Source organism: Stutzerimonas chloritidismutans (assembly GCF_020783375.1).
Classification (GTDB): Bacteria; Pseudomonadota; Gammaproteobacteria; order Pseudomonadales; family Pseudomonadaceae; genus Stutzerimonas; species Stutzerimonas kunmingensis.
On record NZ_CP086067.1, the window covers coordinates 1,495,114 to 1,517,753 of the forward strand.

18 protein-coding genes are annotated in these 22,640 nt (G+C 65.0%); 13 read left to right on the top strand and 5 right to left on the bottom strand.

The genetic code is table 11. The features are described 5' to 3' along the window. The first annotated feature begins 64 nt into the window (after nucleotides 1-64). Nucleotides 65-841 carry a class I SAM-dependent methyltransferase gene (locus LLJ08_RS06970; RefSeq protein ID WP_228208550.1) on the top strand — a complete coding sequence of 259 codons (777 nt, stop codon included), beginning with the start codon at nucleotides 65-67 and terminating at the stop codon, nucleotides 839-841. Nucleotides 842-874: 33 nt separating this feature from the next. Here LLJ08_RS06970 and LLJ08_RS06975 read toward each other — a convergent pair whose 3' ends face one another. After that, entirely contained in the window at nucleotides 875-1,510 is a 636-nt protein-coding gene (locus tag LLJ08_RS06975) for a TetR/AcrR family transcriptional regulator (protein WP_044315248.1), read from the bottom strand. A 93-nt stretch (nucleotides 1,511-1,603) separates the two neighbouring features. On the opposite strand from LLJ08_RS06975, the gene LLJ08_RS06980 reads away from it, so the two are divergent. Together LLJ08_RS06980 and LLJ08_RS06985 are read left to right on the top strand one after the other, a co-directional pair. After that, nucleotides 1,604-2,704, top strand: a complete 1,101-nt coding sequence (locus LLJ08_RS06980) for an efflux RND transporter periplasmic adaptor subunit (RefSeq protein ID WP_125896979.1) — start codon at nucleotides 1,604-1,606, stop codon at nucleotides 2,702-2,704. A 5-nt stretch (nucleotides 2,705-2,709) separates the two neighbouring features. Continuing rightward, nucleotides 2,710-5,790: an efflux RND transporter permease subunit gene (locus LLJ08_RS06985; RefSeq protein ID WP_228208551.1), complete on the top strand. Its 3,081-nt coding sequence runs from the start codon at nucleotides 2,710-2,712 to the stop codon at nucleotides 5,788-5,790. 31 nt (nucleotides 5,791-5,821) lie between these two features. Here the strand turns inward: LLJ08_RS06985 and LLJ08_RS06990 are convergent, their stop codons facing one another. After that, nucleotides 5,822-6,382 (bottom strand): TetR/AcrR family transcriptional regulator, encoded by a 561-nt coding sequence (locus LLJ08_RS06990; RefSeq protein WP_104097200.1) that lies wholly within the window; start codon nucleotides 6,380-6,382, stop codon nucleotides 5,822-5,824. Nucleotides 6,383-6,517: 135 nt separating this feature from the next. Here LLJ08_RS06990 and LLJ08_RS06995 point away from each other — a divergent pair, with 135 nt between their 5' ends. The 3 genes from LLJ08_RS06995 (at nucleotide 6,518) to LLJ08_RS07005 (ending at nucleotide 9,401) form a co-directional block, all read left to right on the top strand. Continuing rightward, the gene (locus LLJ08_RS06995; protein WP_044314380.1) at nucleotides 6,518-7,111 is read left to right on the top strand and encodes a glutathione S-transferase family protein; all 594 of its coding nucleotides are present in this window, start codon (nucleotides 6,518-6,520) and stop codon (nucleotides 7,109-7,111) included. A gap of 25 nt (nucleotides 7,112-7,136) precedes the next feature. Beyond that, entirely contained in the window at nucleotides 7,137-7,940 is an 804-nt protein-coding gene (locus tag LLJ08_RS07000; protein ID WP_228208910.1) for an MBL fold metallo-hydrolase, read from the top strand. Nucleotides 7,941-8,063: 123 nt separating this feature from the next. After that, nucleotides 8,064-9,401 (top strand): sensor domain-containing protein, encoded by a 1,338-nt coding sequence (locus LLJ08_RS07005; protein WP_228208552.1) that lies wholly within the window; start codon nucleotides 8,064-8,066, stop codon nucleotides 9,399-9,401. 18 nt (nucleotides 9,402-9,419) lie between these two features. Here LLJ08_RS07005 and mapR read toward each other — a convergent pair whose 3' ends face one another. Next, on the bottom strand, nucleotides 9,420-10,829 hold the full coding sequence (gene mapR / locus LLJ08_RS07010; protein WP_003300787.1) for a GntR family transcriptional regulator MpaR: 1,410 nt from the start codon (nucleotides 10,827-10,829) through the stop codon (nucleotides 9,420-9,422). Between the two features lie 34 nt (nucleotides 10,830-10,863). Further along, nucleotides 10,864-12,282, bottom strand: a complete 1,419-nt coding sequence (gene ccoG, locus LLJ08_RS07015; RefSeq protein ID WP_014820969.1) for a cytochrome c oxidase accessory protein CcoG — start codon at nucleotides 12,280-12,282, stop codon at nucleotides 10,864-10,866. 301 nt (nucleotides 12,283-12,583) lie between these two features. Between ccoG and LLJ08_RS07020 the strand changes: the two genes are divergently transcribed. The 6 genes from LLJ08_RS07020 to mdoH all read left to right on the top strand — a co-directional run bounded on the left by LLJ08_RS07020 (nucleotide 12,584) and on the right by mdoH (nucleotide 21,255). Next, nucleotides 12,584-12,949, top strand: a complete 366-nt coding sequence (locus LLJ08_RS07020) for a CidA/LrgA family protein (protein ID WP_023446782.1) — start codon at nucleotides 12,584-12,586, stop codon at nucleotides 12,947-12,949. Next, entirely contained in the window at nucleotides 12,946-13,656 is a 711-nt protein-coding gene (locus LLJ08_RS07025; protein ID WP_041014529.1) for an LrgB family protein, read from the top strand. Before LLJ08_RS07020 ends, LLJ08_RS07025 begins: the two co-directional genes overlap by 4 nt. 143 nt (nucleotides 13,657-13,799) lie before the next feature. Beyond that, entirely contained in the window at nucleotides 13,800-14,579 is a 780-nt protein-coding gene (locus LLJ08_RS07030; protein WP_104097203.1) for a PhzF family phenazine biosynthesis protein, read from the top strand. 101 nt (nucleotides 14,580-14,680) lie between these two features. Beyond that, complete coding sequence (bglX, locus tag LLJ08_RS07035; RefSeq protein WP_228208553.1) at nucleotides 14,681-16,972, top strand: beta-glucosidase BglX; 2,292 nt, start codon at nucleotides 14,681-14,683, stop codon at nucleotides 16,970-16,972. Between the two features lie 187 nt (nucleotides 16,973-17,159). Further along, nucleotides 17,160-18,686 (top strand): glucan biosynthesis protein G, encoded by a 1,527-nt coding sequence (locus LLJ08_RS07040; protein ID WP_228208911.1) that lies wholly within the window; start codon nucleotides 17,160-17,162, stop codon nucleotides 18,684-18,686. Then, entirely contained in the window at nucleotides 18,679-21,255 is a 2,577-nt protein-coding gene (gene mdoH, locus LLJ08_RS07045) for a glucans biosynthesis glucosyltransferase MdoH (protein ID WP_228208554.1), read from the top strand. Before LLJ08_RS07040 ends, mdoH begins: the two co-directional genes overlap by 8 nt. Nucleotides 21,256-21,301: 46 nt before the next feature. Here mdoH and LLJ08_RS07050 read toward each other — a convergent pair whose 3' ends face one another. Next, the gene (locus LLJ08_RS07050; RefSeq protein ID WP_014820962.1) at nucleotides 21,302-21,643 is read right to left on the bottom strand and encodes an FKBP-type peptidyl-prolyl cis-trans isomerase; all 342 of its coding nucleotides are present in this window, start codon (nucleotides 21,641-21,643) and stop codon (nucleotides 21,302-21,304) included. 228 nt (nucleotides 21,644-21,871) lie between these two features. On the opposite strand from LLJ08_RS07050, the gene LLJ08_RS07055 reads away from it, so the two are divergent. Further along, entirely contained in the window at nucleotides 21,872-22,570 is a 699-nt protein-coding gene (locus LLJ08_RS07055; protein WP_228208555.1) for a pirin family protein, read from the top strand. Nucleotides 22,571-22,640 lie beyond the last annotated feature (70 nt).

The window sequence follows — 22,640 nt, forward strand, 5'->3', positions numbered from 1 at the left end:
CGCTCGCGCGCAGCCTGGAATGCTCTGGCACAATGCGCGGCTTTCCATCACCGCTGGATGCCCAATGTCCGCACGCAACCCTGTGGTTCGAGTCGAACCGCTGACTCCTCAGTTCGCCGCTGCCGCCCATCAATGGGCGCAGCGTCTCGACTTGCCGGAAATTCAGGACGCGGCCGAATTCGCTTTGCAGATTGGCGCGGACGGCTTGCAGCTGCAGTTGCTCGAGGCGCAGGCACCGGGGCCGGTACGGGTGGATTTCGTCGAGGGGGCCGCAGCGCACCGGCGTCAGTTCGGTGGTGGCAGTGGGCAGATGATCGCCAAGGCCGTGGGCATCCAGCCCGGTATCCGGCCACGGGTGCTGGATGCTACAGCGGGGCTCGGGCGCGATGCCTTTGTGCTGGCGACGCTGGGCTGTGAAGTGAGCCTGATCGAACGCCAGCCGCTGATTGCCGCGCTGCTGGAGGATGGTCTGGGTCGCGCGTCTGGGGACGCCGAGGTGGGGGCGATCGCCGCGCGGATGACCCTGCTCAAGGGCAATGCCATCGAGCTGATGACGCAGTGGCAGGGCGAGGCGCCGCAGGTCATCTACCTCGACCCGATGTTTCCCCATCGCGACAAGAGTGCGCTGGTGAAGAAGGAGATGCGCCTGTTTCGGCCGTTCGTCGGCGACGATATGGACGCGCCGGCGCTGCTGGCCGCGGCACTGGAGCTGGCCAGCCATCGTGTGGTGGTCAAGCGTCCGCGCAAGGCGCCGGCAATCGAAGGCGCCAAGCCCGGCTACAGTCTGGAAGGAAAATCCAGCCGCTACGATATCTATCCGAAGAAGAAGCTTCAGGGCTGATTCCGCAGTCCGCGAACCTTTCGCTTGCTCAGTTCAGCGGCGGTAGGCGCGCAGAAATACACTCACCGCGTCCCGCACGTGCAGGTTGCCTTCCTCATCGGTTGGCGCTTCGGCATAGCCGACCAGCAGGCGGAAATGCTGGGCACCCTTGATCAGCGAGCAGAAATGCTCGGCGGCGCGCAGTGGGTCGTCGATCTCCAACAAGCCCAGCGCGTCGGCCCTGCTGAACAGCTGTTGCAGATCGCACAGTAGCTGTTGCGGGCCGGCATCGAAGAACATCTTCACCAGCCCCGGATTCTGCGTCGCCATTGCCACCATCACCCGATGCAGGCCGATGGACTCGGGGCTGTTGACCAGTTCATTGAAGGCGCCGCCAATCGCCAGCAGCAGCTCTTCGATATCGCAATCTTCCTCCACCTGAAACAGCCGCCTCGGCAAGCGTGTCTCGCAGGTGGTCTTCACGGCTGCGCTGAATAGCGCTTCCTTGTCCTTGAAATGGCTGTACAGCGTGAGCTTGGAAACGCCAGCTTCGGCGGCGATGGCCTCCATGCTGCTGCCTTCGTAGCCGTTGCCGAGGAACAACACCTGCGCGGCAGTGAGGATCGCCTCGCGCTTGGCGGGGTCCTTCGGGCGACCGGGGCCAGGCGATACGGAATGGATTTCTGTCATGGGCGTTTTAATAGTGGACTGGCTGGTACGGTATTTTTACTATACCGCGCAGTATAAGTATTCCAATCCGCTTCGCGACAGAGAGACTTCATCGTGTTCCGACATGCCTTGTCCCTTGCCTCTATGTTCGGTTGTGCACTTGTTCTAGTCGCCTGCGGCAATGGCGAGCCGCCGCAGCAACTGCCTCGTCCGGTCATGGTGGTGCAGCCGCAGCCGGCCAGCGAAGCACGCGAGAGCTATCCCGGCGAAGTGCACGCGCGCTACGAGCCTGAGCTGGCCTTCCGCATCGGCGGCAAGGTCGTCGAGCGGCTGGTCGAAGCGGGCGACCGCGTACGCAAGGACCAGCCCCTGGCACGTCTAGATCCGCAGGACGTGCGGCTGCAACTGGACGGCATGCGCGCGCAGGTGGCGGCCGCAGAAGCCAATCTGCGCGTTGCCAAAGCGGAACATGACCGCTACAAGGCGCTGCTCGGTCGCCAGCTGGTCAGTCAGTCGCAGTTCGATAACGCCGACAACGCCTATCGCGCCGCGGCTGCTCGTTTGCAGCAGGCGCGCGCCGAATTCGATGTGGCCAGCAATCAGGTCGATTACGCGGTACTGCGCGCCACCAGCGATGGCTTGATCGCGCAGCGCCGAGTCGAGGTGGGGCAGGTGGTCGCTGCGGGGCAGACCGCGTTCGTACTGGCAACGGATGGCGAGCGGGAAGTGGCCATCGATCTGCCGGAGCAGTCGCTGGAGCGCTACCGGGTTGGCCAGGAAGTCGAGGTCGAACTCTGGTCGCAACCGGGGCGCCACTATCTCGGCAAGATCCGCGAACTCTCGCCAGCCGCCGATGCGCAGTCGCGGACCTATTCCGCGCGCGTTGCCTTCAGCGAGCAGGAGGTGCCGGCCGAGCTGGGGCAGAGCGCGCTGGTGAGCATTCGCCGCGATGGCGAAGTGTCGCTGGCGGTGCCGCTGTCAGCTCTGAGTGCGGAAAAGGGCCGGGCGCATGTCTGGCGGCTCAGAGCCGATTCCACCGTCGAGCGGGTCGAGGTTCGGACCGGGCCCTTCGGCGAACAGCTGGTGCCAGTCCTCGAAGGGCTCGACGCCGACGACTGGATCGTCCTGGCCGGGGTGCAGATGCTCAGCGATAACCAGCCGGTTCGCCCGGTGGATCGCCACAATCGCCCCGTCGAGCTGGCCGCCCAGGAGTAATCGCGATGCGCTTCAATCTCTCCGCCTGGGCGCTGCAGAACCGGCAGATCGTCGTCTACCTGATGCTGCTGCTGGCGATCATCGGCGCGCTGTCGTACAGCAAGCTCGGCCAGAGCGAGGACCCGCCATTCACCTTCAAGGCCATGGTCATCCAGACGCAATGGCCGGGCGCTACCGCCGAGGAAGTATCGCGCCAGGTCACCGAGCGCATCGAGAAGAAGCTGATGGAAACCGGCGAGTACGAGCGCATCGTCTCGTTCTCCCGACCGGGCGAATCCAATGTCACCTTCATGGCACGCGACTCGATGCGCTCGAAGGACATTCCCGACCTCTGGTACCAGATTCGCAAGAAGATCGGCGACATCCAGCACACCTTTCCGCCGGGTGTACAGGGGCCCTTCTTCAATGACGAGTTCGGCACCACCTTCGGCAACATCTACGCCCTGACCGGCGAAGGTTTCGACTACGCGATCCTCAAGGACTACGCCGACCGCATCCAGCTGCAGCTGCAGCGGGTGAAGAACGTCGGCAAGGTCGAGCTGATCGGCCTGCAGGACGAGAAGATCTGGATCGAGCTCTCCAACGTCAAACTGGCCACGCTCGGCGTCCCGCTGGAAGCCGTGCGCCAGGCGCTGGAGGCGCAGAACGCGGTAACGGCAGCCGGTTTCGTCGAGACGATCAGCGATCGGGTGCAGCTGCGCGTCACCGGTAGTTTCGAGACGGTCAAGGAGATTCGTGATTTCCCCATCCGCGTTGCCGGCCGCACCTTCCGTATCGGCGATGTCGCCGAGGTGCATCGCGGCTTCAACGACCCGCCCGCGCCGCGCATGCGCTTCATGGGCGAGCCGGCCCTGGGTCTGGCGGTTTCGATGAAAAGCGGTGGCGACATCCTGGTGCTGGGCGAGGCACTGGAGCAGGAGTTCGCCCGCCTGCAGCAGGAGCTGCCGGCGGGGATGCAGCTGCGCAAGGTCTCGGATCAGCCCGCTGCGGTGAAGACCAGCGTCGGTGAGTTCGTCAAGGTGTTGATCGAAGCGCTGGTGATCGTATTGCTGGTGAGTTTCTTCTCGCTAGGCGTGCGTACCGGGCTGGTGGTCGCGCTGTCGATTCCGCTGGTGCTGGCGATGACTTTCGCCGCCATGAGCTATCTGGACATCGGCCTGCACAAGATCTCCCTTGGCGCCCTGGTCCTGGCTCTCGGGCTGATGGTGGACGACGCGATCATTGCGGTGGAGATGATGGCGATCAAGATGGAGCAGGGCTACGACCGCCTCAAGGCCGCCAGCTTCGCCTGGACCAGCACGGCATTCCCGATGCTGACCGGCACGCTGATCACCGCGGCGGGTTTCCTGCCGATCGCCACTGCCAATTCCAGTACCGGCGAATACACCCGTTCGATCTTCCAGGTGGTCGCCATTTCGCTCATCGCGTCCTGGATCGCCGCTGTAATGTTCGTGCCGCTGATCGGCGAAAAGCTGCTGCCGGACCTGGCCAAAAAATCGGCACACAAGCACGGCGCGAGCAGTGAAGGCCACGATCCTTACGCAACGCCGTTCTACCAGCGAGTGCGTCGCGTGGTGACCTTCTGCGTGCGCCGGCGCAAGACCGTCATCCTGCTCACCCTGGCGATCTTCGCCGCCGCGGTGGTGCTGTTCCGCCTGGTGCCGCAACAGTTCTTCCCCGCGTCCGGCCGTTTGGAGCTGATGGTCGATCTCAAACTGGCCGAAGGCGCCTCGTTGAAGGCGACCGAAGCGGAGGTGGCGCGGCTGGAACAGCTACTCAAGGAACGGGCCGGCATCGACAACTACGTGGCTTACGTCGGCACCGGCTCGCCGCGTTTCTACCTGCCGCTGGATCAGCAGCTGCCGGCGACCAGCTTCGCCCAGTTCGTCGTGCTGGCCGACAGCATCGAATCCCGCGAGGCTCTGCGCAGTTGGCTGATCGAGCGTATGCGCGAGGACTTCCCGAGCCTGCGTGGTCGCGTGACGCGACTGGAGAATGGCCCGCCGGTGGGCTATCCGGTGCAGTTCCGTGTCACCGGCGAGCATATCGACGTGGTGCGTGGGCTGGCTCGTCAGGTCGCTGCCAAGGTCAACGAGAACCCGCACGTGGCCAACGTCCATCTGGACTGGCAGGAGCCGAGCAAGATGGTCCGGCTCAACGTCGATCAGGATCGTGCCCGGGCGTTGGGCGTGACCACCGCCGAGCTGTCCGGCTTCCTGCGGCGCACCTTCACCGGCAGCAGCGTCAGCCAGTTCCGCGAGGACAACGAGCTGATCGAGATCCTCCTGCGCGGCACCGAGCGCGAGCGGCTTGAGCTGTCGATGCTGCCGAGCCTGGCTATCCCAACCGAGAGCGGGCGCAGCGTGCCTCTGTCGCAAGTGGCGACGCTTGAGTACGGCTTCGAGGAGGGCGTGATCTGGCACCGCAACCGCCTGCCGACGGTCACCGTGCGCGCCGATGTGTACGGAGAGCAGCAGCCGGCGGCACTGGTGCGTGAGATCGAGCCGACCCTGGCCGACATCCGGGATCAGTTGCCCGGCGGCTATCTGCTCGAGGTCGGCGGAACGGTGGAGGACTCCGAGCGCGGCCAGCGTTCGGTGAATGCCGGCATGCCGCTGTTCGTCATCGTCGTGCTGACCCTGTTGATGGCGCAGCTCAAGAGTTTCTCGCGCTCGGCCATGGTGTTCCTCACCGCGCCGCTGGGCATCATCGGTGTTGCACTGTTCCTGCTGCTGTTCGGGCAGCCGTTCGGCTTTGTGGCGATGCTCGGCACCATCGCGCTGTCGGGGATGATCATGCGTAACTCGGTGATTCTGGTGGATCAGATCGAGCAGGACATCGGTGCCGGTCAGGCGCGCTTCACCGCCATCGTCGATGCCACGGTGCGCCGCTTCCGGCCCATCGTGCTGACTGCGCTGGCATCGGTGCTGGCAATGATTCCGTTGTCGCGCAGTATCTTCTTCGGGCCAATGGCGGTGGCGATCATGGGTGGCCTGATCGTCGCCACGGCGCTGACGCTGCTGTTCCTGCCAGCCCTGTATGCCGCCTGGTTCAAGGTCCGGGAAGACGAAGCCGGCACCCTCTGAACGGCAAGAGGGCGCGCCCGCTGCGGCGCGCCTAGATGCCGGCGGCCTCGAGCAGTCGTTCGGCGGCGACTTTCGCGTCCCGCGCCTGCTCGCCCGGCCCTTCGATATGCGCCATGCTCAGCGCGCCTTCGAGCAGATACTGCAGTTGGCGCGCCAGCTGCATCGGCTGTGGCGCATCCAGGCGTTCCAGCAGCTCGCGAAGGTAGGCCAGCAGTTCTGCCTTGTAGGCGGAGGAGCGGCGGTGAATCGGGTGGTCGCGGTCGTGATATTCGGCCGCTGCGTTGATGAACAGGCAGCCGCAGAAGGCGTCGTTGCCGTGAATCATTCCGTGCAATCCATCGAAAATTCCCAGTAGCGCCTCACGCGGCGGCAGTCTGGTGGCACGCTCGCGCAGGCGCGTCAGCATCAGCTCGTGGCGCGCTTCCAGCACGGCCAGGATCAGCTCGTCCTTGGACTTGAAGTGCTTGTACAGCGTCATCTTGGCCACGCCGGATTCGGCCAGGATGCGATCGATGCCGGTGGCGTGATAACCCTCGCGATAGAACAGACTCTCTGCGGTGTTGAGCAACTGGTCGCGCTTGTTCGATGCCATGGATACCTCCTGTGGTTCGACATTATGCGGGAGCGCTCGCGGCTTGCTCCAGTTGGGGTAGATTTGCGTTGGTGCTTGAAGTGTACAGACAGGTCTGTCTATTATCCAGTCGCAGCCAATCACGAGGGCAACACCATGAAGCTTTACGACCTGACCCTATCCGGCAATTGCCACAAGGTTCGTCTGTTTCTCAGCCTGATCGGCCAGCCGGTGGAGCTGGTGCCGGTGAATCTGCTTGCGGGCGAGCACAAGCAGCCGGCGTTCCGTGAAATCAATCCGCGCGGACAGATTCCGGTGCTCGAGGACGGCGACTTTCGACTTGGCGATTCCCAGGCAATCCTGGTCTATCTGGCCCAGCGCTATGCCAATGAGTGGTATCCGCAGGACGCCGAAACCCAGGGCCACATCGCCAACTGGCTGAGTTTTGCCGCCAACGAGGTGCAGCATGGCCCGGCCACCGTGCGTCTGGGCAAGCTCTTCGGCCGGCCGATCGACGAGCCGCTGGCGCAGGCACGTGCCGCCAGCGCCCTGCGTACGCTCGAGCGGCACCTTGCGCAGCACGCCTGGCTGGCGCAGACCAGCGAACCGACCATCGCCGACATCGCCGTCTACCCCAACGTCGCGCTGGGCGGAGACGGCGGGCTCGATCTGGCTGCCTATCCGGCGCTGCAGGCCTGGTTCGCCCGCGTCCGCGCGCTGCCGGGTTATGTCGGCATGCCGGGGTTGTGACGCCATGAACGTGCAGAATGGTCGGATGCCCGGCGAGCTGGACCGGCACCTGGGCCGACGGATCGGAACATCGCTGCTGCTGGTGATCGGGCTGGCAGTCTCCCTGTTTGGCTTCGTCGAAGATGCTTCGGCTGCGCAAGGGTTGCGCTTCAGCCTGGTGAAGACGGCGCAGAGCGACAGTGGCGACTTCCTGCTGGGACGGAACGGTTGGCAGGAGGCGCCGCCCACGCAGCACATCGCGATTCTGATCGAGCATCGCGGCAGCCGCTTGCTGTTTGGAACCGGGCTCGGTCGACAGATCGACGCGCAGCTGGACGCCGAGGTGCCTTGGCGAATCAAGCGCTACGCGGACGTGCGCCCGGTGCGCGATCAGCTGGAGGGGGACGGACTGGCGATTGATCGTATCGTGCTGGGTTGCGTGCGCTGGGAGCACGCTTCGGGGCTGGTCGACTATCCCGAGGTACCGGTATTGGCCAGCGCGGATAGCCTGGGCTATCTGGAGGCTGCCACGCCGCCAGCGGTGTTGCCCAGCCAGTTTCGCCACCCGGTCCGCTGGCAGTCGCTGGAGTTCCAGGCGAGCCCCTATCGGGAGCACCGTCGCAGCCTGGATCTGTTCGGCGATGGCCAGGTCGTGCTGGTGCCGCTGGATGGCCATGGGGCGGTCGGTCTGTTCCTCACGCTTGCCGATGGCCGCCGCTTCTTCTTTCGCGGCGACCGACTGGAACGGGACGCCGGCGATGTGCCAGAGGACGTTATCGCGCTGCAGGATGCCAACACCCAGGCTTCGCTCGGCTACTATCCGCGCTGGGTGGAGGGAGCCGGACAATAAAAAAACAGCGCGGCCGCTGCGGATTTGGGCGATGCTTAGGGCATGGGAACGAGCGATCAGCCGCGCGACGGCGCCGCCCCGATCGCCAGGCCCGTGCCCAATGGCCGAAGTAGGTCTGCCGCTGTGAAGACGGATAGCTACGCGCCTCTGGCGAGTGTCATCGATTTGTTGCTGGATGCCATCTGCGTGGTCGATGCGCAGGGCAACTTCGTCTACGTCAGCGCCGCCTGCGAGCGCATCTTCGGCTACACCCCGCAGGAGATGCTCGGCAAGCGGATGATCGAGATGGTCTATCCCGAAGACCGTGCCCGGACGCTGGCCGCCGCCAAGGAAGTCATGGCTGATCAGCCGCTGCTGCACTTCGAGAACCGTTACGTGCGCAAGGACGGCGGTGTGGTGCACATCATGTGGTCGGCCTGCTGGTCGACCGATAACAAGCTGCGCATCGGCGTGGCGCGCGACATCACCCAGCGCAAGCAGTCCGAAGCGATGCAGGCGGCGCTCTATTCGATCTCCGAGGCGGCGCACGGGGCCAAGGACCTCGCAGCGCTGTATCAGCAGATCCATCTGACCATCGCCCAGCTCCTGCCGGTGGACGATTTCATCGTGGCCATCCGCAATGCTGCCAGCGGCGAGCTGAGTTATCCCTACCAGGCGCTGGCGCTCGATTCGGCCGGGCTGCCAGCGGAACCTGCGGCGTCCCTGTGTTTCTCCGTTCTGCATGGCGCGCAGCCGTTGCGCTTCAATGCGGACTCGATGCCAGCGCTGGCGCTTCCGCTCGGTGATGGGGATACCCATGCCTGGTGGCTGGGGGTGCCGCTCAGTTCGAGCGAGGGGGTGATCGGCGTGCTGTTGCTCAAGAGCACGGCCGCGCCCTACACCGAGAAGGATCAGGAGCTGCTGCAGTTCGTCTCGGTGCAGGTGGTCACGGCAATCGAGCGCAAGCAGCTGTATGCACGCCTGCACCGGATGGCGCAGTACGACGAACTCACCGGCCTGCCGAATCGCGCCTGTTTTCGCGATCGCCTGGACACGGCCTTGGCGCGGGTGCGGCGCAATGGCGGACGCGTCGCCTTGCTCTACGTGGATCTGGATCGCTTCAAGCAGGTCAACGATACCTACGGACACAGCGGTGGCGACCAGCTGCTGCGCGCAGTGGCCGATCGCCTCACGCACTGCGTGCGCGACACCGATACCGTGGCGCGGCTGGGTGGCGATGAGTTCGTGGTGCTGCTGGAAAGCATCGCCGAGGCAGAGGATGCCCGCCGCGTCGTCGACAAGATCCGCGCGGCCTTCGAGCAGCCGATGCAGATTGCCGAGCACAGCCTCGCAATCGGCTTGAGCATTGGCACCGCGCTCTATCCCGAGGACGGTGATGTGGAGGCCCAGCTGCTCAAGCAGGCCGATGAACGCATGTACTTGATGAAGGCCCGAGGCGGACAGCCACAAGACTGCGACTGAACATCTCGGCACCGTGCCTCAGAACGACTTCAGCATCCTGCCCAGCAACTCCATCGCCTGCTCGCTGCGGGCGTCCCATGGATGGCCGTGATTCAGCCGCGCGCAGTTGCGAAAGCGCTGGGTCGCCGAAAAGATCGGCCCTGGCGCCAGGCTGATGCCTTGGGCCAGCGCCAGTTGCAGCAGCTGCAGCGAATCCACCTGCTCGGGAAATTCGAACCACAGAAAGTAGCCGCCGCTGGGCCGGGTGACTCGCGTGCTCGCTGGGAAATGGCGGGCCGCGGAGGCGAGCATCGCGCCCTGCTGCATCTCCAGCGCATGGCGCAGCTTGCGCAAGTGACGGTCGTAGCCGCCGTGCTGCAGGTAATCGGCAATGGCGGCCTGCGCCGGCACTGACGGCGAGATGGTGGTCATCAGCTTGAGCCGGGCGATCTGCTCGGCATAGCGACCGCCGGCAACCCAGCCGACGCGGTAACCGGGCGCGAGACTCTTGGAGAACGAGCCGCAGTGCATCACCAGACCTTCGCGGTCATGGCTTTTCACCGGCTTGGGCGGCTCGCGGGTGAAGTACAGCTCGGCGTAGACGTCGTCCTCGATCAGCGGCACCTGATGGCGCTGCAACAGCTCATAGAGCTGCTGCTTCTTCGCCTCGCCCATGCTCGCGCCCAGCGGGTTCTGCAGGCTGCTCATGAACCAGCAGGCCTTGATCGGCAAGTGCGCGAGGCGATCGGCGAGGATGTCGAGGTCGATGCCTTCGCGCGGGTGCACCGGAATCTCCACCGCCTTGAGCTTGAGCCGTTCCAGTACCTGCAGCGTGGCGTAGAACGCTGGCGCCTCGATGGCCACCAGGTCGCCCGGTTCGGTCACCACCTGCAGGCAGAGGTTCAGAGCCTCCATCGCACCGGTGGTGATCACCAGTTCGTCCATCGGCAGCATCACACCGCTGACCATGTAGCGCAGGGCGATCTGCCGGCGCAGGTCCGGGTTGCCGGCGGTCATCTCGGCAATCACCTCGCGTGCCGGCATGTCGCGCACGCTCTGTGCCATCGAGCGCGCCAGGCGCTGCAGGGGAAACAGCTCGGGACTGGGAAAGGCAGAACCGAAGGGCACCGTGGCCGGGTCGCGCAGCGAGGCGAGCACCGAGAACACCAGCTCGCTGACGCCGACATCGGTGGTTTCCGCCGGGCGCAGGCTGATGTCCGGTTCGTGCAACGGGCGCTTGGCATGTTCGCGGACGAAATAGCCCGAACGCGCCCGCGCCTGGATCAGCCCGCGGTCTTCCAGCAGGTAGTAGGCCTGGAACACGGTGGACGGGCTGACGCCGTAGGTGCGGCTGGCGTGGCGCACCGAGGGCACCTTTTCTCCCGGCGCGAGCACGCCACTGCGGATCAGTTCGGCAATCTCGTCGGCGAATTTCTCGTAACGCTTCATCGTGTCCGGGCCGTGGCGGTTGGGCATGGCCAGTCTACTGGCGTAGCGCCGCGATGGGGGCGACGAAGGTGCTCGGTGTACTCACCCGGCTGCTCGGCTCGGCCAGGTCGCTGACCTCGAAGCGCAGCTCGCGGCTGAAGTCGCGGGCGTTGTCGAGCAGCGCAACGCTGACCGGCAGGTCGGCGATCTCGCCCGGGGCCAGGGCGATCTCCCGCGGTCCCTGCAGTGCGAACGGCCCGCCTTCCAGTCCGAGCGCGTAGCGGCGCGGTTGCTGGGTCTTGTTGATCAGCTTGAGGCGGTACATGTTTTCGATCTGCCCCTGCATGTTCTCGCGGTACAGGGTGCGGTCGCGGGTGACGTCCAGCTGCAGCTGCGGCCGCGCGTCCAGTGCCCAGATGAAGGCGGCGATCATCGCCGTCATCGCCACGGCATATCCGATCAGGCGCGGCCGCAAGAGGCGGGTAGCGCCGCCTTTGAGCGCGCGCTCGGAGGTGTAGCGCAGCAGGCCGCGGTCGTAGCCCATCCGGTCCATGACGCTGTCGCAGACGTCGATGCAGGCACCGCAGCTGATGCAGTCCAGCTGCAGGCCGTCGCGGATGTCGATGCCGGTGGGGCAGACCTGCACGCACAGCGTGCAGTCGACGCAGTCACCGAGGCCCTGCGCGCGCGGGTCGCTGCCCTTGCGTCGCGCGCCGCGGTTCTCGCCACGGGCTGTGTCGTAGGAGACGAGTAGGGTATCGGCGTCGAACATCACGCTCTGGAAGCGCGAGTAGGGGCACATGTGCAGGCACACCTGTTCGCGCAGCCAGCCGGCGTTGATGTAGGTCGCAGCAGTGAAGAACAGCAGCCAGAAACCGGTGGTCGCGCCGAGCTCGAAGCGGGCGAGGTCGGCCACCAGTTCGCGTACCGGGGTGAAATAGCCGACGAAGGCCAGCGCCGTGGCCAGGCTGATGGCCAGCCACAGCGTGTGCTTGGCGGCACGGCGCAGCAGTTTGGCGGGCGACCAGGGCGCGGCGTCGAGCTTGATGCGCTGCAGGCGATCACCCTCGGTGATCTTTTCCACCCACATGAACATCCAGGTCCAGGTGCTCTGCGGGCAGGCGTAGCCGCACCAGATGCGCCCGGCCAGCACGGTGATGAAGAACAGGCCGAACGCGGCGATGATCAGAATCGCCGAGAGCAGGATGAAATCCTGCGGCCAGAACGTGGCGCCGAAGATATGGAACTGCTGCCGGTCCAGATCCCACAGCACCGCCTGGCGCCCGTTCCAGTTCAGCCAGACGGTGCCGAAGTAGAGCAGCATCAGCAGCGCGCCACCCAACAGGCGCAGGTTGCGGAAGCGGCCGCTGAAACTGCGCGTATGAATGGGCCCGCCGCTCTGCGCGGGCGTCAGGCGGATCGGTTGGCTGGGATCAACGGTTTCGATGATCTGCGCGGGTATGCGGTCGGTCATTAGGCTTCGCCCCATAGGCATTTCAGGCGAAGCGGATGATCCCTGCCGGTGGTGCTGCATAACAGACTCAGATGAACAGCCAAAATACAGATCAGATGAGCATCGGTTGCCTGTCCTGCAACGTCTTCGGACAATGGGTTGACCTGTATCAGTGGAACGTTTCGGGATCGGCTGATCTGCTTTTTTAGTGCCAATCTGCATCTGTTGCGCCGCTGCCAACAAAGCCATAGTCGAAACCTTTTGCCACGCACTGAGGAGCTGTCGTCATGATTTCTGACCTGCCGCCAATGGAGCACCGTCGATGATTCTCAAGGGCCTGACCTGGCTGGTGCTGCTGCAACTGTTCGGCAACCTGATCAATCTGGTGCTGCTGCCGGCATTGCCTGGGCCGATCATCGGCATGCTGTTGCTGTTCGGCCTCCTGTTGCTGCGCCGCAGCATTCCCGAGTCGCTGGAGAAGACCGCGGCGCTGCTGCTGCAATACCTGCCGCTGCTGCTCATCGTGCCCGCCGCCGGAATCATGACCAGCGGCGCCGCGCTGCTGGATGACCTGCCTGCCATCGCCGCCGGGCTGGTGCTGTCGTTGCTGATCACCGTGCCGTTCTGCGGCTGGCTGATGCAGCGACTGATTCGCCGGCTCGACCTCAAGCGGGAGGATCAGGCATGACGGTTCTCGACTGGCGCACGGCCTGGGCGGCCGTTGTGGTGCACCCGCTCTTCGCCGTGGCGCTGACGCTGATCGCTTTCCAACTCGCGCTGATGCTCTATCGGCGTAGCGGCTGGTTGGTTCTGCAGCCGGTGATGATCGGCATGCTGCTGGTAGTCGGCACGCTCACCCTGGTGGATTTGGACTACGCGCGCTACCGCGAGGGCGCCGCGTTGATCGCCATGTTGCTGGGGCCTGCAACCGTGGCGCTGGCGGTGCCGCTGCATCGTCACCTCAAGCGGATTCAGCAATTGTTCTGGCCGATCGTCATTACCCTGGCTGTGGGCGGCGTGCTCAGCGTGGTGCTGACGCTGGTGATCGCCTGGGCGCTGGGCGCGCAGCTGCCGGTGCTGATGAGCCTGGCGCCGAAGTCGGCGACCATGCCCATCGCCATGCTGGTGGCCGAGCAGCTCGGCGGGCTGGCCTCGCTGGCGGCGGTGTTCGTCATGCTCACCGGCGTTATCGGCACCGCGTTGGGGCCGCTGTTGCTGCGCTGGGCCGGTGTCGAGCATCCCGCCGCGCGGGGCCTCAGCTATGGCATCAACGCGCATGCCATCGGTACGGCGAGGGCGTTGGAAGAGGGTGACGAATGCGGCGCTTTCGCCGCGCTGGGCATGAGTCTGCTGGGCATCCTGATCGCGCTGCTGCTGCCCTTTGCCCTGGGCTGATGCGCGGCGCTGCCGCAAGTAGGTGAACCGGACGGATTCCGGGCCCTTCAGCCTTCACGCACCACTGGCTAGCACCCCGTCAGCCCGGTTAGAGTAGGCGGCGGTCGCTTGACCGTGCACAGGGTGCAAACATGAAATTGCGGATGTTCCAGGTAGATGCCTTCACTGCCGAGCGCTTCAGGGGCAATCCCGCGGCAGTGATACCCCTGCAAACCTGGCTGTCGGACGAGCTGATGCAAGCCATCGCCGCCGAAAACAACCTTTCTGAAACGGCCTTTTTCGTACGCGAAGCGGACGGGGCGTTTCACATTCGCTGGTTTTCGCCACTGACTGAAATCGACTTCTGCGGCCATGCCACGCTGGCCAGCGCCTTTGTGCTGCTGGAAGCGGGCCTGGCTCAGGCACCGCTGACCTTCCGCGCTGCCGCCGTGGGTGACCTGGCGGTGCAGCGACGGGCTGATGGCATGCTGGAAATGAGCTTTCCCAACCGCGCGCCGGAACCAGTTGCCGAACCGCCGGCGGCATTGTTGCAGGGGCTTGGGTGCGAGCCGGAAGCGGTGCTGCGCAGCTCGCAGGCGTGGTTCGCCGTCTACCGTGACGAGCGCGAGGTCAGGGCGCTGGCTCCCGATCTGGATGCGCTGCGTACGCTGGCCCCACTGGACGTGGTGGTGACCGCCGCAGGCAGCGAGCAGGATTTCGTCTCGCGCTACTTCTGGCCAGCCAACGGCGGCGACGAGGACCCGGTTACCGGCTCCATCCATGCCGGGCTCGCTCCCTACTGGGCCGCGCGGCTTGGGCGCAACGAACTGGTGGCGCTGCAGGCTTCGAAACGTAGCGGCATCCTGCACTGCCGGGTCGAGGCGGATCGTGTGATGGTGGCCGGGCAGGCCGTGCTTTATCTCGACGGCACCATCGAACTTTAAAAATAGTCTTCAACCCATTGCGATCGGCTTTCACAGGCGGCGCGATGGGTGTGTCTGTGTGTGGCTGATCGGTTCAACGAATGGGGTTGCGGAACGTGATGATGAAAAGGCTGTTGCCGTTTGTCCTGCTTGCCAGCGCGATGGGCTCGTTCCCCTGTGCGGCACAGCCCGCGTTGCCGCTGGATGACCGGCAGGCGCTGATCGAAACCCTGCTCGAGCGCATGACCCTGGCGGAGAAGATCGGCCAGTTGCGCCTGATCAGCATCGGTGGCGACATGCCGCGCGAGCGGATCGTCGAGGAGATCGCTGCCGGACGCATTGGCGCCACCTTCAATTCGGTCACCCGCGCCGACAACCGCCCCATGCAGGATGCTGCGCTGCGCAGTCGCCTGGGCGTTCCGATCTTTTTCGCCTACGACGTCATTCACGGCCACCGCACCATCTTCCCGATCAGCCTGGCGCTGGCGTCGAGCTGGGATCTCGAGGCCATCGCCCTGAGCGGCCGCGTGTCGGCCATAGAGGCCAGCGCCGACGGCCTGGACCTGACTTTTGCGCCGATGGTCGACATCACCCGTGATCCGCGCTGGGGCCGAACCTCCGAAGGCTTCGGCGAAGATCCCTACCTGGTCTCGCAGATCGCCGGCACGCTGGTGCATGCCTATCAGGGTGAGCGCCTGAGCGCCGTGGACAGCGTGATGGCCAGCGTCAAGCACTTCGCCCTGTACGGCGCGGTGGAAGGGGGCCGCGACTACAACGTGGTCGACATGAGCCCGCAGCGTATGCATCAGGATTATCTGCCGCCATACCGTGCCGCGGTGGACGCCGGCGCAGGCGGCGTGATGATCGCGCTGAACACCGTCAACGGCATGCCGGCCAGCGCCAACCGCTGGCTGTTGCGCGACCTGCTGCGCGACGACTGGGGCTTCCGTGGGCTGAACATCAGCGACCACGGCGCCATTGACGAACTGCTGCGCCACGGCGTGGCTCGCGACGGGCGCGAGGCTGCGCGCCTGGCGATCGAGGCGGGTATCGATCTGAGCATGCATGACTCGCTTTATCTGCAGGAACTGCCGGGGCTGGTCGAGCGCGGTGAGGTGCCGATAGAGCTGATCGACCAGGCCGTGGGGCGTGTGCTCGGTGCCAAGTACGACCTCGGCCTGTTCCATGATCCTTATCGGCGTATCGGCAAGGCGGCGGACGATCCCGTCGAGGTCAATGCCGAAAGCCGCCTGCATCGCCAGGCGGCAAGGCAAGTGGCGCGCGACTCGCTGGTCCTGCTGGAGAACCGTCAGCAGACGCTGCCACTGGGCAAGGACGCGACCATCGCGCTGGTCGGCCCGCTGGCCGATTCCCACGTTGACATGCTCGGCAGCTGGTCGGCGGCCGGTGTGGCGGCACAGACGGTGACGCTGCGTCAGGGACTCGAGGCAGCAATGGGCGATTCCGGCCGGGTCATCCATGCCCGTGGCGCGAACGTCACAGACGATCCGCGACTGATCGAGTACCTGAACTTTCTCAACTGGGATCGCCCGGAAGTGACGCAGGACCCGCGCCCGCCGCAGGCGATGATCGACGAGGCCGTGCGTGCCGCGCGCGAGGCTGACGTGATCGTTGCTGCGGTGGGCGAGTCACGTGGCATGTCCCACGAATCCTCTAGCCGTACCAGTCTCACGCTGCCGGCCAGCCAGCAGGCACTGCTCGAAGCGCTGGCTGCCACCGGCAAACCGCTGGTGGTGGTTTTGATGAATGGCCGGCCGCTGCAACTGGGCTGGGTCAAGGACAACGCGGATGCCGTGCTGGAAACCTGGTTCGCCGGCACCGAGGGCGGGCACGCGATTGCCGAGGTGCTGCTCGGTGCGCACAACCCGTCCGGCAAACTGCCGATCTCCTTTCCGCGCTCGGTTGGCCAGATTCCGACCTACTACAACCACCCGCGACTCGGCCGACCCTACGTCGAGGGTCGCCCTGGCAACTACACCTCGCAGTATTTCGAAGAACCCAACGGTGCGCTGTACCCGTTCGGTTATGGCCTGAGCTACACCGAGTTCGAGCTGGCGAAGCCGCAGCTTTCACGACATCAGCTGAAACGCGGCCAGATTCTGGAGGTCAGCGTAACGGTAAAGAACACTGGCGCACGCGCCGGCGCGACGGTAGTGCAGCTGTATCTGCAGGATCTGGTCGGCTCTAGCGTACGTCCGATCAAGGAACTCAAGCGCTTCGAAAAGCTCATGTTAGAGCCAGGCGAGTCGCGGGTAGTGCGCTTTGAACTGGGCGAGGACGATCTGAAGTTTCCTGACGCGCGACTCAACTACGTGGCCGAGCCCGGCGAGTTCGAAGTCCAGTTGGGGCTCGACTCGCGGTCGGTGCAAAGCGTGCGATTCGAGTTGTTGTAAGACTTTTTTCTGTATGGCGATCTGCATCCAGCCCACGACCGCAGCCGCGCTGTAGAGCAAAGCGGCGGAATACGTGGGTTGTAGGCGATCAGAAACAGCGAAGCAGAGCGAACTCTGCACAAACGTGTAATTCGGAGGCGGTGTGTTACGCATTTTTCAATGGAACACGGGGAATCAGCCGGCGCGCATGCTGGCCGGTCTGGCGGGTGGCCTGTGCATGCTGATGGCCGGCAATGCGTTGGCGTTCAGCCTCGACGATGTGGCCAAGCGGGCTCAGGAACTGGCTGCCAGCGGTTACGAGGAGCCGGTGAGCAACCTGCCCGACGAATTCCGCAAGATGGCATTCGCCGACTACCAGCGCGTGCGCTTCAACCCGGAGCATGCCTACTGGAAGGACGTCGAAACCCCGTTCCATCTGCAGTTCTATCACCAGGGCATGCACTTCGACACGCCGGTGCGCATCAATGAAATCACCGCGACGAAAGTGCGCGAGATTCGCTACGACCCGTCGATGTTCGAGTTCGGCGGTGTCGACATCGACCCGGCCTCGCTGGAGGGGCTGGGCTTCGCCGGCTTCAAGGTGCTCTATCCGCTGAACAAGAAGGACAAGCAGGACGAGGTGATGACCCTGCTCGGCGCCAGCTACTTCCGCATCATCGGCAAGGGCCAGTGGTACGGGCTCTCCGCGCGCGGGCTGGCGGTCGACACGGCACTGCCAGTGGGCGAGGAGTTCCCGCGGTTCCGCGAATTCTGGGTCGAGCGGCCGCAGGCTGATCGGCGCAACCTGGTGATCTACGCGCTGCTCGATTCGCCGCGCGCCACCGGCGCCTATCGCATGGTGCTGACGCCGGGCAAGGACAGCACGCTGGACGTGCAGGCCAAGGTGTTTCTCCGCGAGCAGGTCGGCAAGCTCGGGATTGCGCCGCTGACCAGCATGTTCCTGTTCGGCGCCAACCAGCCGAGCAATGTCACCAACTTCCGTCCGCAGCTGCATGACTCCGAGGGTCTGGCGATCCATGCCGGCAGTGGCGAATGGATCTGGCGCCCGCTGAACAATCCGAAGCGGCTGGCCGTGAGTGCGTTCAGCGTGGAGAACCCGCGCGGCTTCGGGCTGATGCAGCGGACCCGCGACTTCAACCGGTACGAAGACCTGGACGACCGCTACGAGCTGCGCCCGAGCGGCTGGGTGGAAACCCGTGGCGACTGGGGCAAGGGCCATGTCGAGCTGGTCGAGATCCCGACGCCTGACGAGACCAATGACAACATCGTCGCCTTCTGGTCGCCGGAAAAGCAGCCGGAGCCCGGCCAGTCGCTGGATCTGGAATACCGCCTGCACTTCTCCATGGACGAACCGAGCCTGCACGATCCTGAGCTGGCGTGGGTGCAGCAGACCCGTATCTCCACCGGCGACGTCAAGCAGGCCAACCTGATCCGCCAGCCTGACGGCAGCACGGCGCTGGTCGTGGACTTCGTCGGGCCGGTGCTGGAGAAGCTCGCCGAGGATGCGCCGGTCAGCACGCGCGTCAGCGTCGATGACAATGCCGAGCTGGTGGAAAACAACCTGCGCTACAACACCGTCACCAAGGGCTGGCGCCTGACGCTGCGCGTGAAGGTGCGCGACCCGGCGCGCCCGGTCGAGATGCGTGCAGCGCTGGTCGACGGCGACAAGACCCTTTCCGAAACCTGGACCTACCAGATTCCTCCCCATGAATGAGCAGCATGCAGTGAATGGCCTGACGCAAAGCTATTGCGACGGCCTGGCGTTGAACGAAACCGAGGACCCGGCCAGATACCGGCAGGCGGCCGAGCGGGGCGGCCTGTTCGCGCTGCATGATGAACTGTCTGCCGAGACCAGCGCGCAGCGCAGCCCGTCGCGGCGTCTGCTCGATTCGGTGATTGCGCGACTGCGGCTGGGCTGGGGCGATCTGTTCGACCGCGCCGGCGTGATCGCCGAGGATCACCAGGGGCGCGCCTATGTGCAGTCGACCCCGCCGATCGTGCGCACGCGCATGGTGCCGGAGCCCTGGCATACCAATATCCTGCGCCGTGGCTGGCGCCGGATGCTGGGTCGCACGCCGCCGCGGCGTCACTTCGAGCCCAGTCCGCAGCCGCTCGACGAGGCGCGCTGGCGTCGGGTCGCGGCCCTGCGCCGTGCGGCGCTGCTGTTGCTGATGCTCGGGCAGACGGCATTCGCCACCTGGCAGATGAAGGCGGTGCTGCCGTATCAGGGCTGGTTCCTGGTCGACATGCAGGAAGTGTTCGTCCAGCCGCTGTCCGAATCGGCCCGGCAGATCCTTCCCTATGTGGTGCAGACGAGCATCCTGCTGCTCTTCGCACTGCTGTTCTGCTGGGTCTCGGTGGGCTTCTGGACCGCGCTGATGGGCTTCTTCCAGCTACTTCGCGGCAAGGACCGTTACAGCATCTCGGCCAGCAGCCCCGGCACCGAACCGATACCGGCCGAGGCGCGTACGGCGCTGGTGATGCCGATTGCCAACGAGGACGTGCCGCGTGTGTTCGCCGGCCTGCGCGCGACTTACGAGTCGCTCAAGGCAACCGGTGAACTCGAGCATTTCGACATCTTCGTGCTCAGCGACAGCAACGACCCGGACACCTGTGTTGCCGAGCAGAAGGCCTGGGTCGAGTTGTGCCGCGCGGTGGATGGCTTCGGCCACATCTTCTACCGTCGCCGCCGTCGTCGGGTGAAGCGCAAGAGCGGCAACATCGATGACTTCTGTCGTCGCTGGGGCAGCAGCTACCGCTACATGGTGGTGCTGGACGCCGACAGCGTGATGAGTGGCGAATGTCTGACCAGCCTGGTCCGACTGATGGAGGCCAACCCCAACGCCGGCATCATCCAGACCGCGCCCAAGGCGTCGGGCATGGACACGCTCTATGCGCGGCTGCAGCAGTTCGCCACGCGGGTCTACGGCCCGCTGTTCACCGCCGGGCTCAACTTCTGGCAGCTGGGTGAATCGCACTACTGGGGCCACAACGCGATCATTCGCGTGAAGCCGTTCATCGACCACTGCGCGTTGGCGCCGTTGCCCGGCACCGGCTCGTTCGCCGGGGCGATCCTCTCCCACGACTTCGTCGAAGCCGCGCTGATGCGCCGTGCCGGCTGGGGCGTGTGGATCGCCTACGACCTGCCGGGCAGTTACGAGGAGCTGCCGCCGAACCTGCTCGACGAACTCAAGCGCGATCGTCGCTGGTGCCATGGCAACCTGATGAACTTCCGTCTGTTCATGGTGCGCGGTGTACACACGGTGCATCGCCTGGTGTTCCTTACCGGGGTGATGTCCTACCTGTCGGCGCCGCTGTGGTTCCTCTTCCTGCTGCTGTCCACCGGCCTGCTGGCGATCCATACGCTGATGGAGCCGGAGTACTTCCTGCAGCCGAACCAGCTCTACCCGCTGTGGCCGCGCTGGCACCCGCAGGAAGCCATCGCGCTGTTCTCGGCGACCATGACGCTGTTGTTCCTGCCCAAGCTGCTCAGTGTGCTGCTGGTCTGCATCCAGGGCGCCCAGGCTTACGGCGGGCGGCTGCGGGTGGTGCTGTCGATGCTGATCGAAACGCTGTTCTCGGTGCTGCTGGCGCCGGTGCGCATGCTCTTTCACAGCGTGTTCGTCACCGCCGCGTTCCTCGGCTGGTCGGTGCAGTGGAAATCGCCGCAGCGCGGCGACGACGCCACCCCCTGGGGCGAAGCGCTGCGCCGGCACGGCTCGCAGATTGTCATCGGTGTGCTCTGGACGGCCTTGGTCGCCTGGCTGGATGCAGCCTTTCTCTGGTGGCTGGCGCCGATCGTGGTGTCGCTGATCCTGTCGGCGCCGGTCTCGGTGATCACCAGCCGAACCGGTCTAGGCCTGGCTGCGCGGCGCAGCAAGCTGTTCCTGATCCCGGAGGAATACGCACCGCCCACCGAGCTGGCCAATACCGACCTGTACCAGCAGCAGAACCAGGCGGTTGCCTTGCGCCATGGCTTCCTCGTGGCGGTGGTCGATCCGCTGTACAACGCGCTGGTCTGTGCCATGGCGCGCGCCCGGCATGCCAGGGTGGTCACCGGCGCCGAGCGTTTGCGCGAGCAGCGCCTCGGTCAGGTGCTGGAGGTCGGCCCGGACGGCGCGGATGCCGAGGCGGCGCGCTGGCGCCTGCTGAACGATCCGGATGGCATGGCGCTGTTGCACCGTCACGCCTGGGAAGATCCGGCCGGGGCCGTCTGGTTGGCGCGCTATCGGGAGCAGTATCCCCACGGTGTGGCGCGTCCGGACCTCGCCAGCGAGGCCTGATACGCGCGACTTTCTGGCGGTCCGCAGGGGTCGTCAGAGAGGCTGATCAGTCGTCTCGGGTCAGCACTTCGAGTAGCTCGATCTCGAAGTGCAGATCCGAATTGGGCGGAATATGCGCGCCGACCTGGCGCTCGCCATAGCCCAGCTGCGCCGGCACGAACAGCCGGCGCTTGCCGCCGACCCGCATGCCCATCAGCCCGATGTCCCAACCCTTGATCACCCGACCGGTGCCGATCACGCATTGGAAGGGTTTGCCGCGCTCGTAGGAGCTGTCGAACAGCGTGCCGTCGCTCAGCGTGCCGCGGTATTGGGTGGTGATCAGCGCACCCTTGACCACCGCTTTGCCATCGCCGAGCTGAATGTCTTCGACCAGCAATTCATCGTTCATTCATGCGCTTCCTGAAAGCTGAAAGAGGGGAGCGCTTTGTGGCAGGTAAATGCGCTACGGGCAAGAGACTGGTCGCTACGCCAGATCGCCGAAGCCAGTTCGTCTGCATACGTATCGATTTCATCGATGGTTATTGGCTGAAAATTGCAAACAATATTGATCTGATTGAATGGATCATCTCCCTCATTGGCCGGATTCGTCCCGGTGCCCCGATCTGCGGAGAACGAGATGATCGAACTACGTCCATATGCCCAGCTTGGCCATGCGCAGCACGGCTGGCTGAACGCGCGTCACCACTTTTCCTTTGCTGGTTATCACGACGTCGAGCGCATGCGCTGGGGCCGCCTGCGCGTATGGAACGACGACAGCATCGCACCGCAATCGGGCTTCGAACCGCACTCGCACCGGGACATGGAAATCATCACCTACGTCCGCCAGGGCGCCATCACCCATGAAGACAGCCTCGGCAACCGCGGCCGTACCGTCGCTGGCGATGTGCAGGTGATGAGCGCCGGCACCGGCATCGTGCACAGCGAGTACAACCTGGAGGATGTGGAAGCGCGCATTTTCCAGATATGGATTCACCCGCAGCAGACCGGACTGCCGCCGGCCTGGGGCACTCGCCAGTTCCCCACCGGGGAGCGTGCCGGCGCCTTCGTCACGCTCGCCAGTGGCCTGTCCGGCGATGACGAGGCGCTGCCGATTCGTGCTGAAGCCAGGCTGGCAGCGGCTACGCTTGCAGCAGGGCAGAGCGCCGACTACGAAATTGGCGCCGGGCACCGGGTGTATCTGGTGCCGGCCAGCGGCCAGATCGAGATCAACGGCCTTGCGGTCGCCGCCGGCGATGGCGTGGCCGTGCGTGATGAGACACGGCTGAGCATCAGGGCCGTGGCAGACAGCGAAGTTGTCCTGGTCGAGTCGCTCTGACGCCTGCTGTCGGAACGACCCGTCTGGCGCGCTATCCCATCCACAACTTTATTCAGACTCACCCACCGAA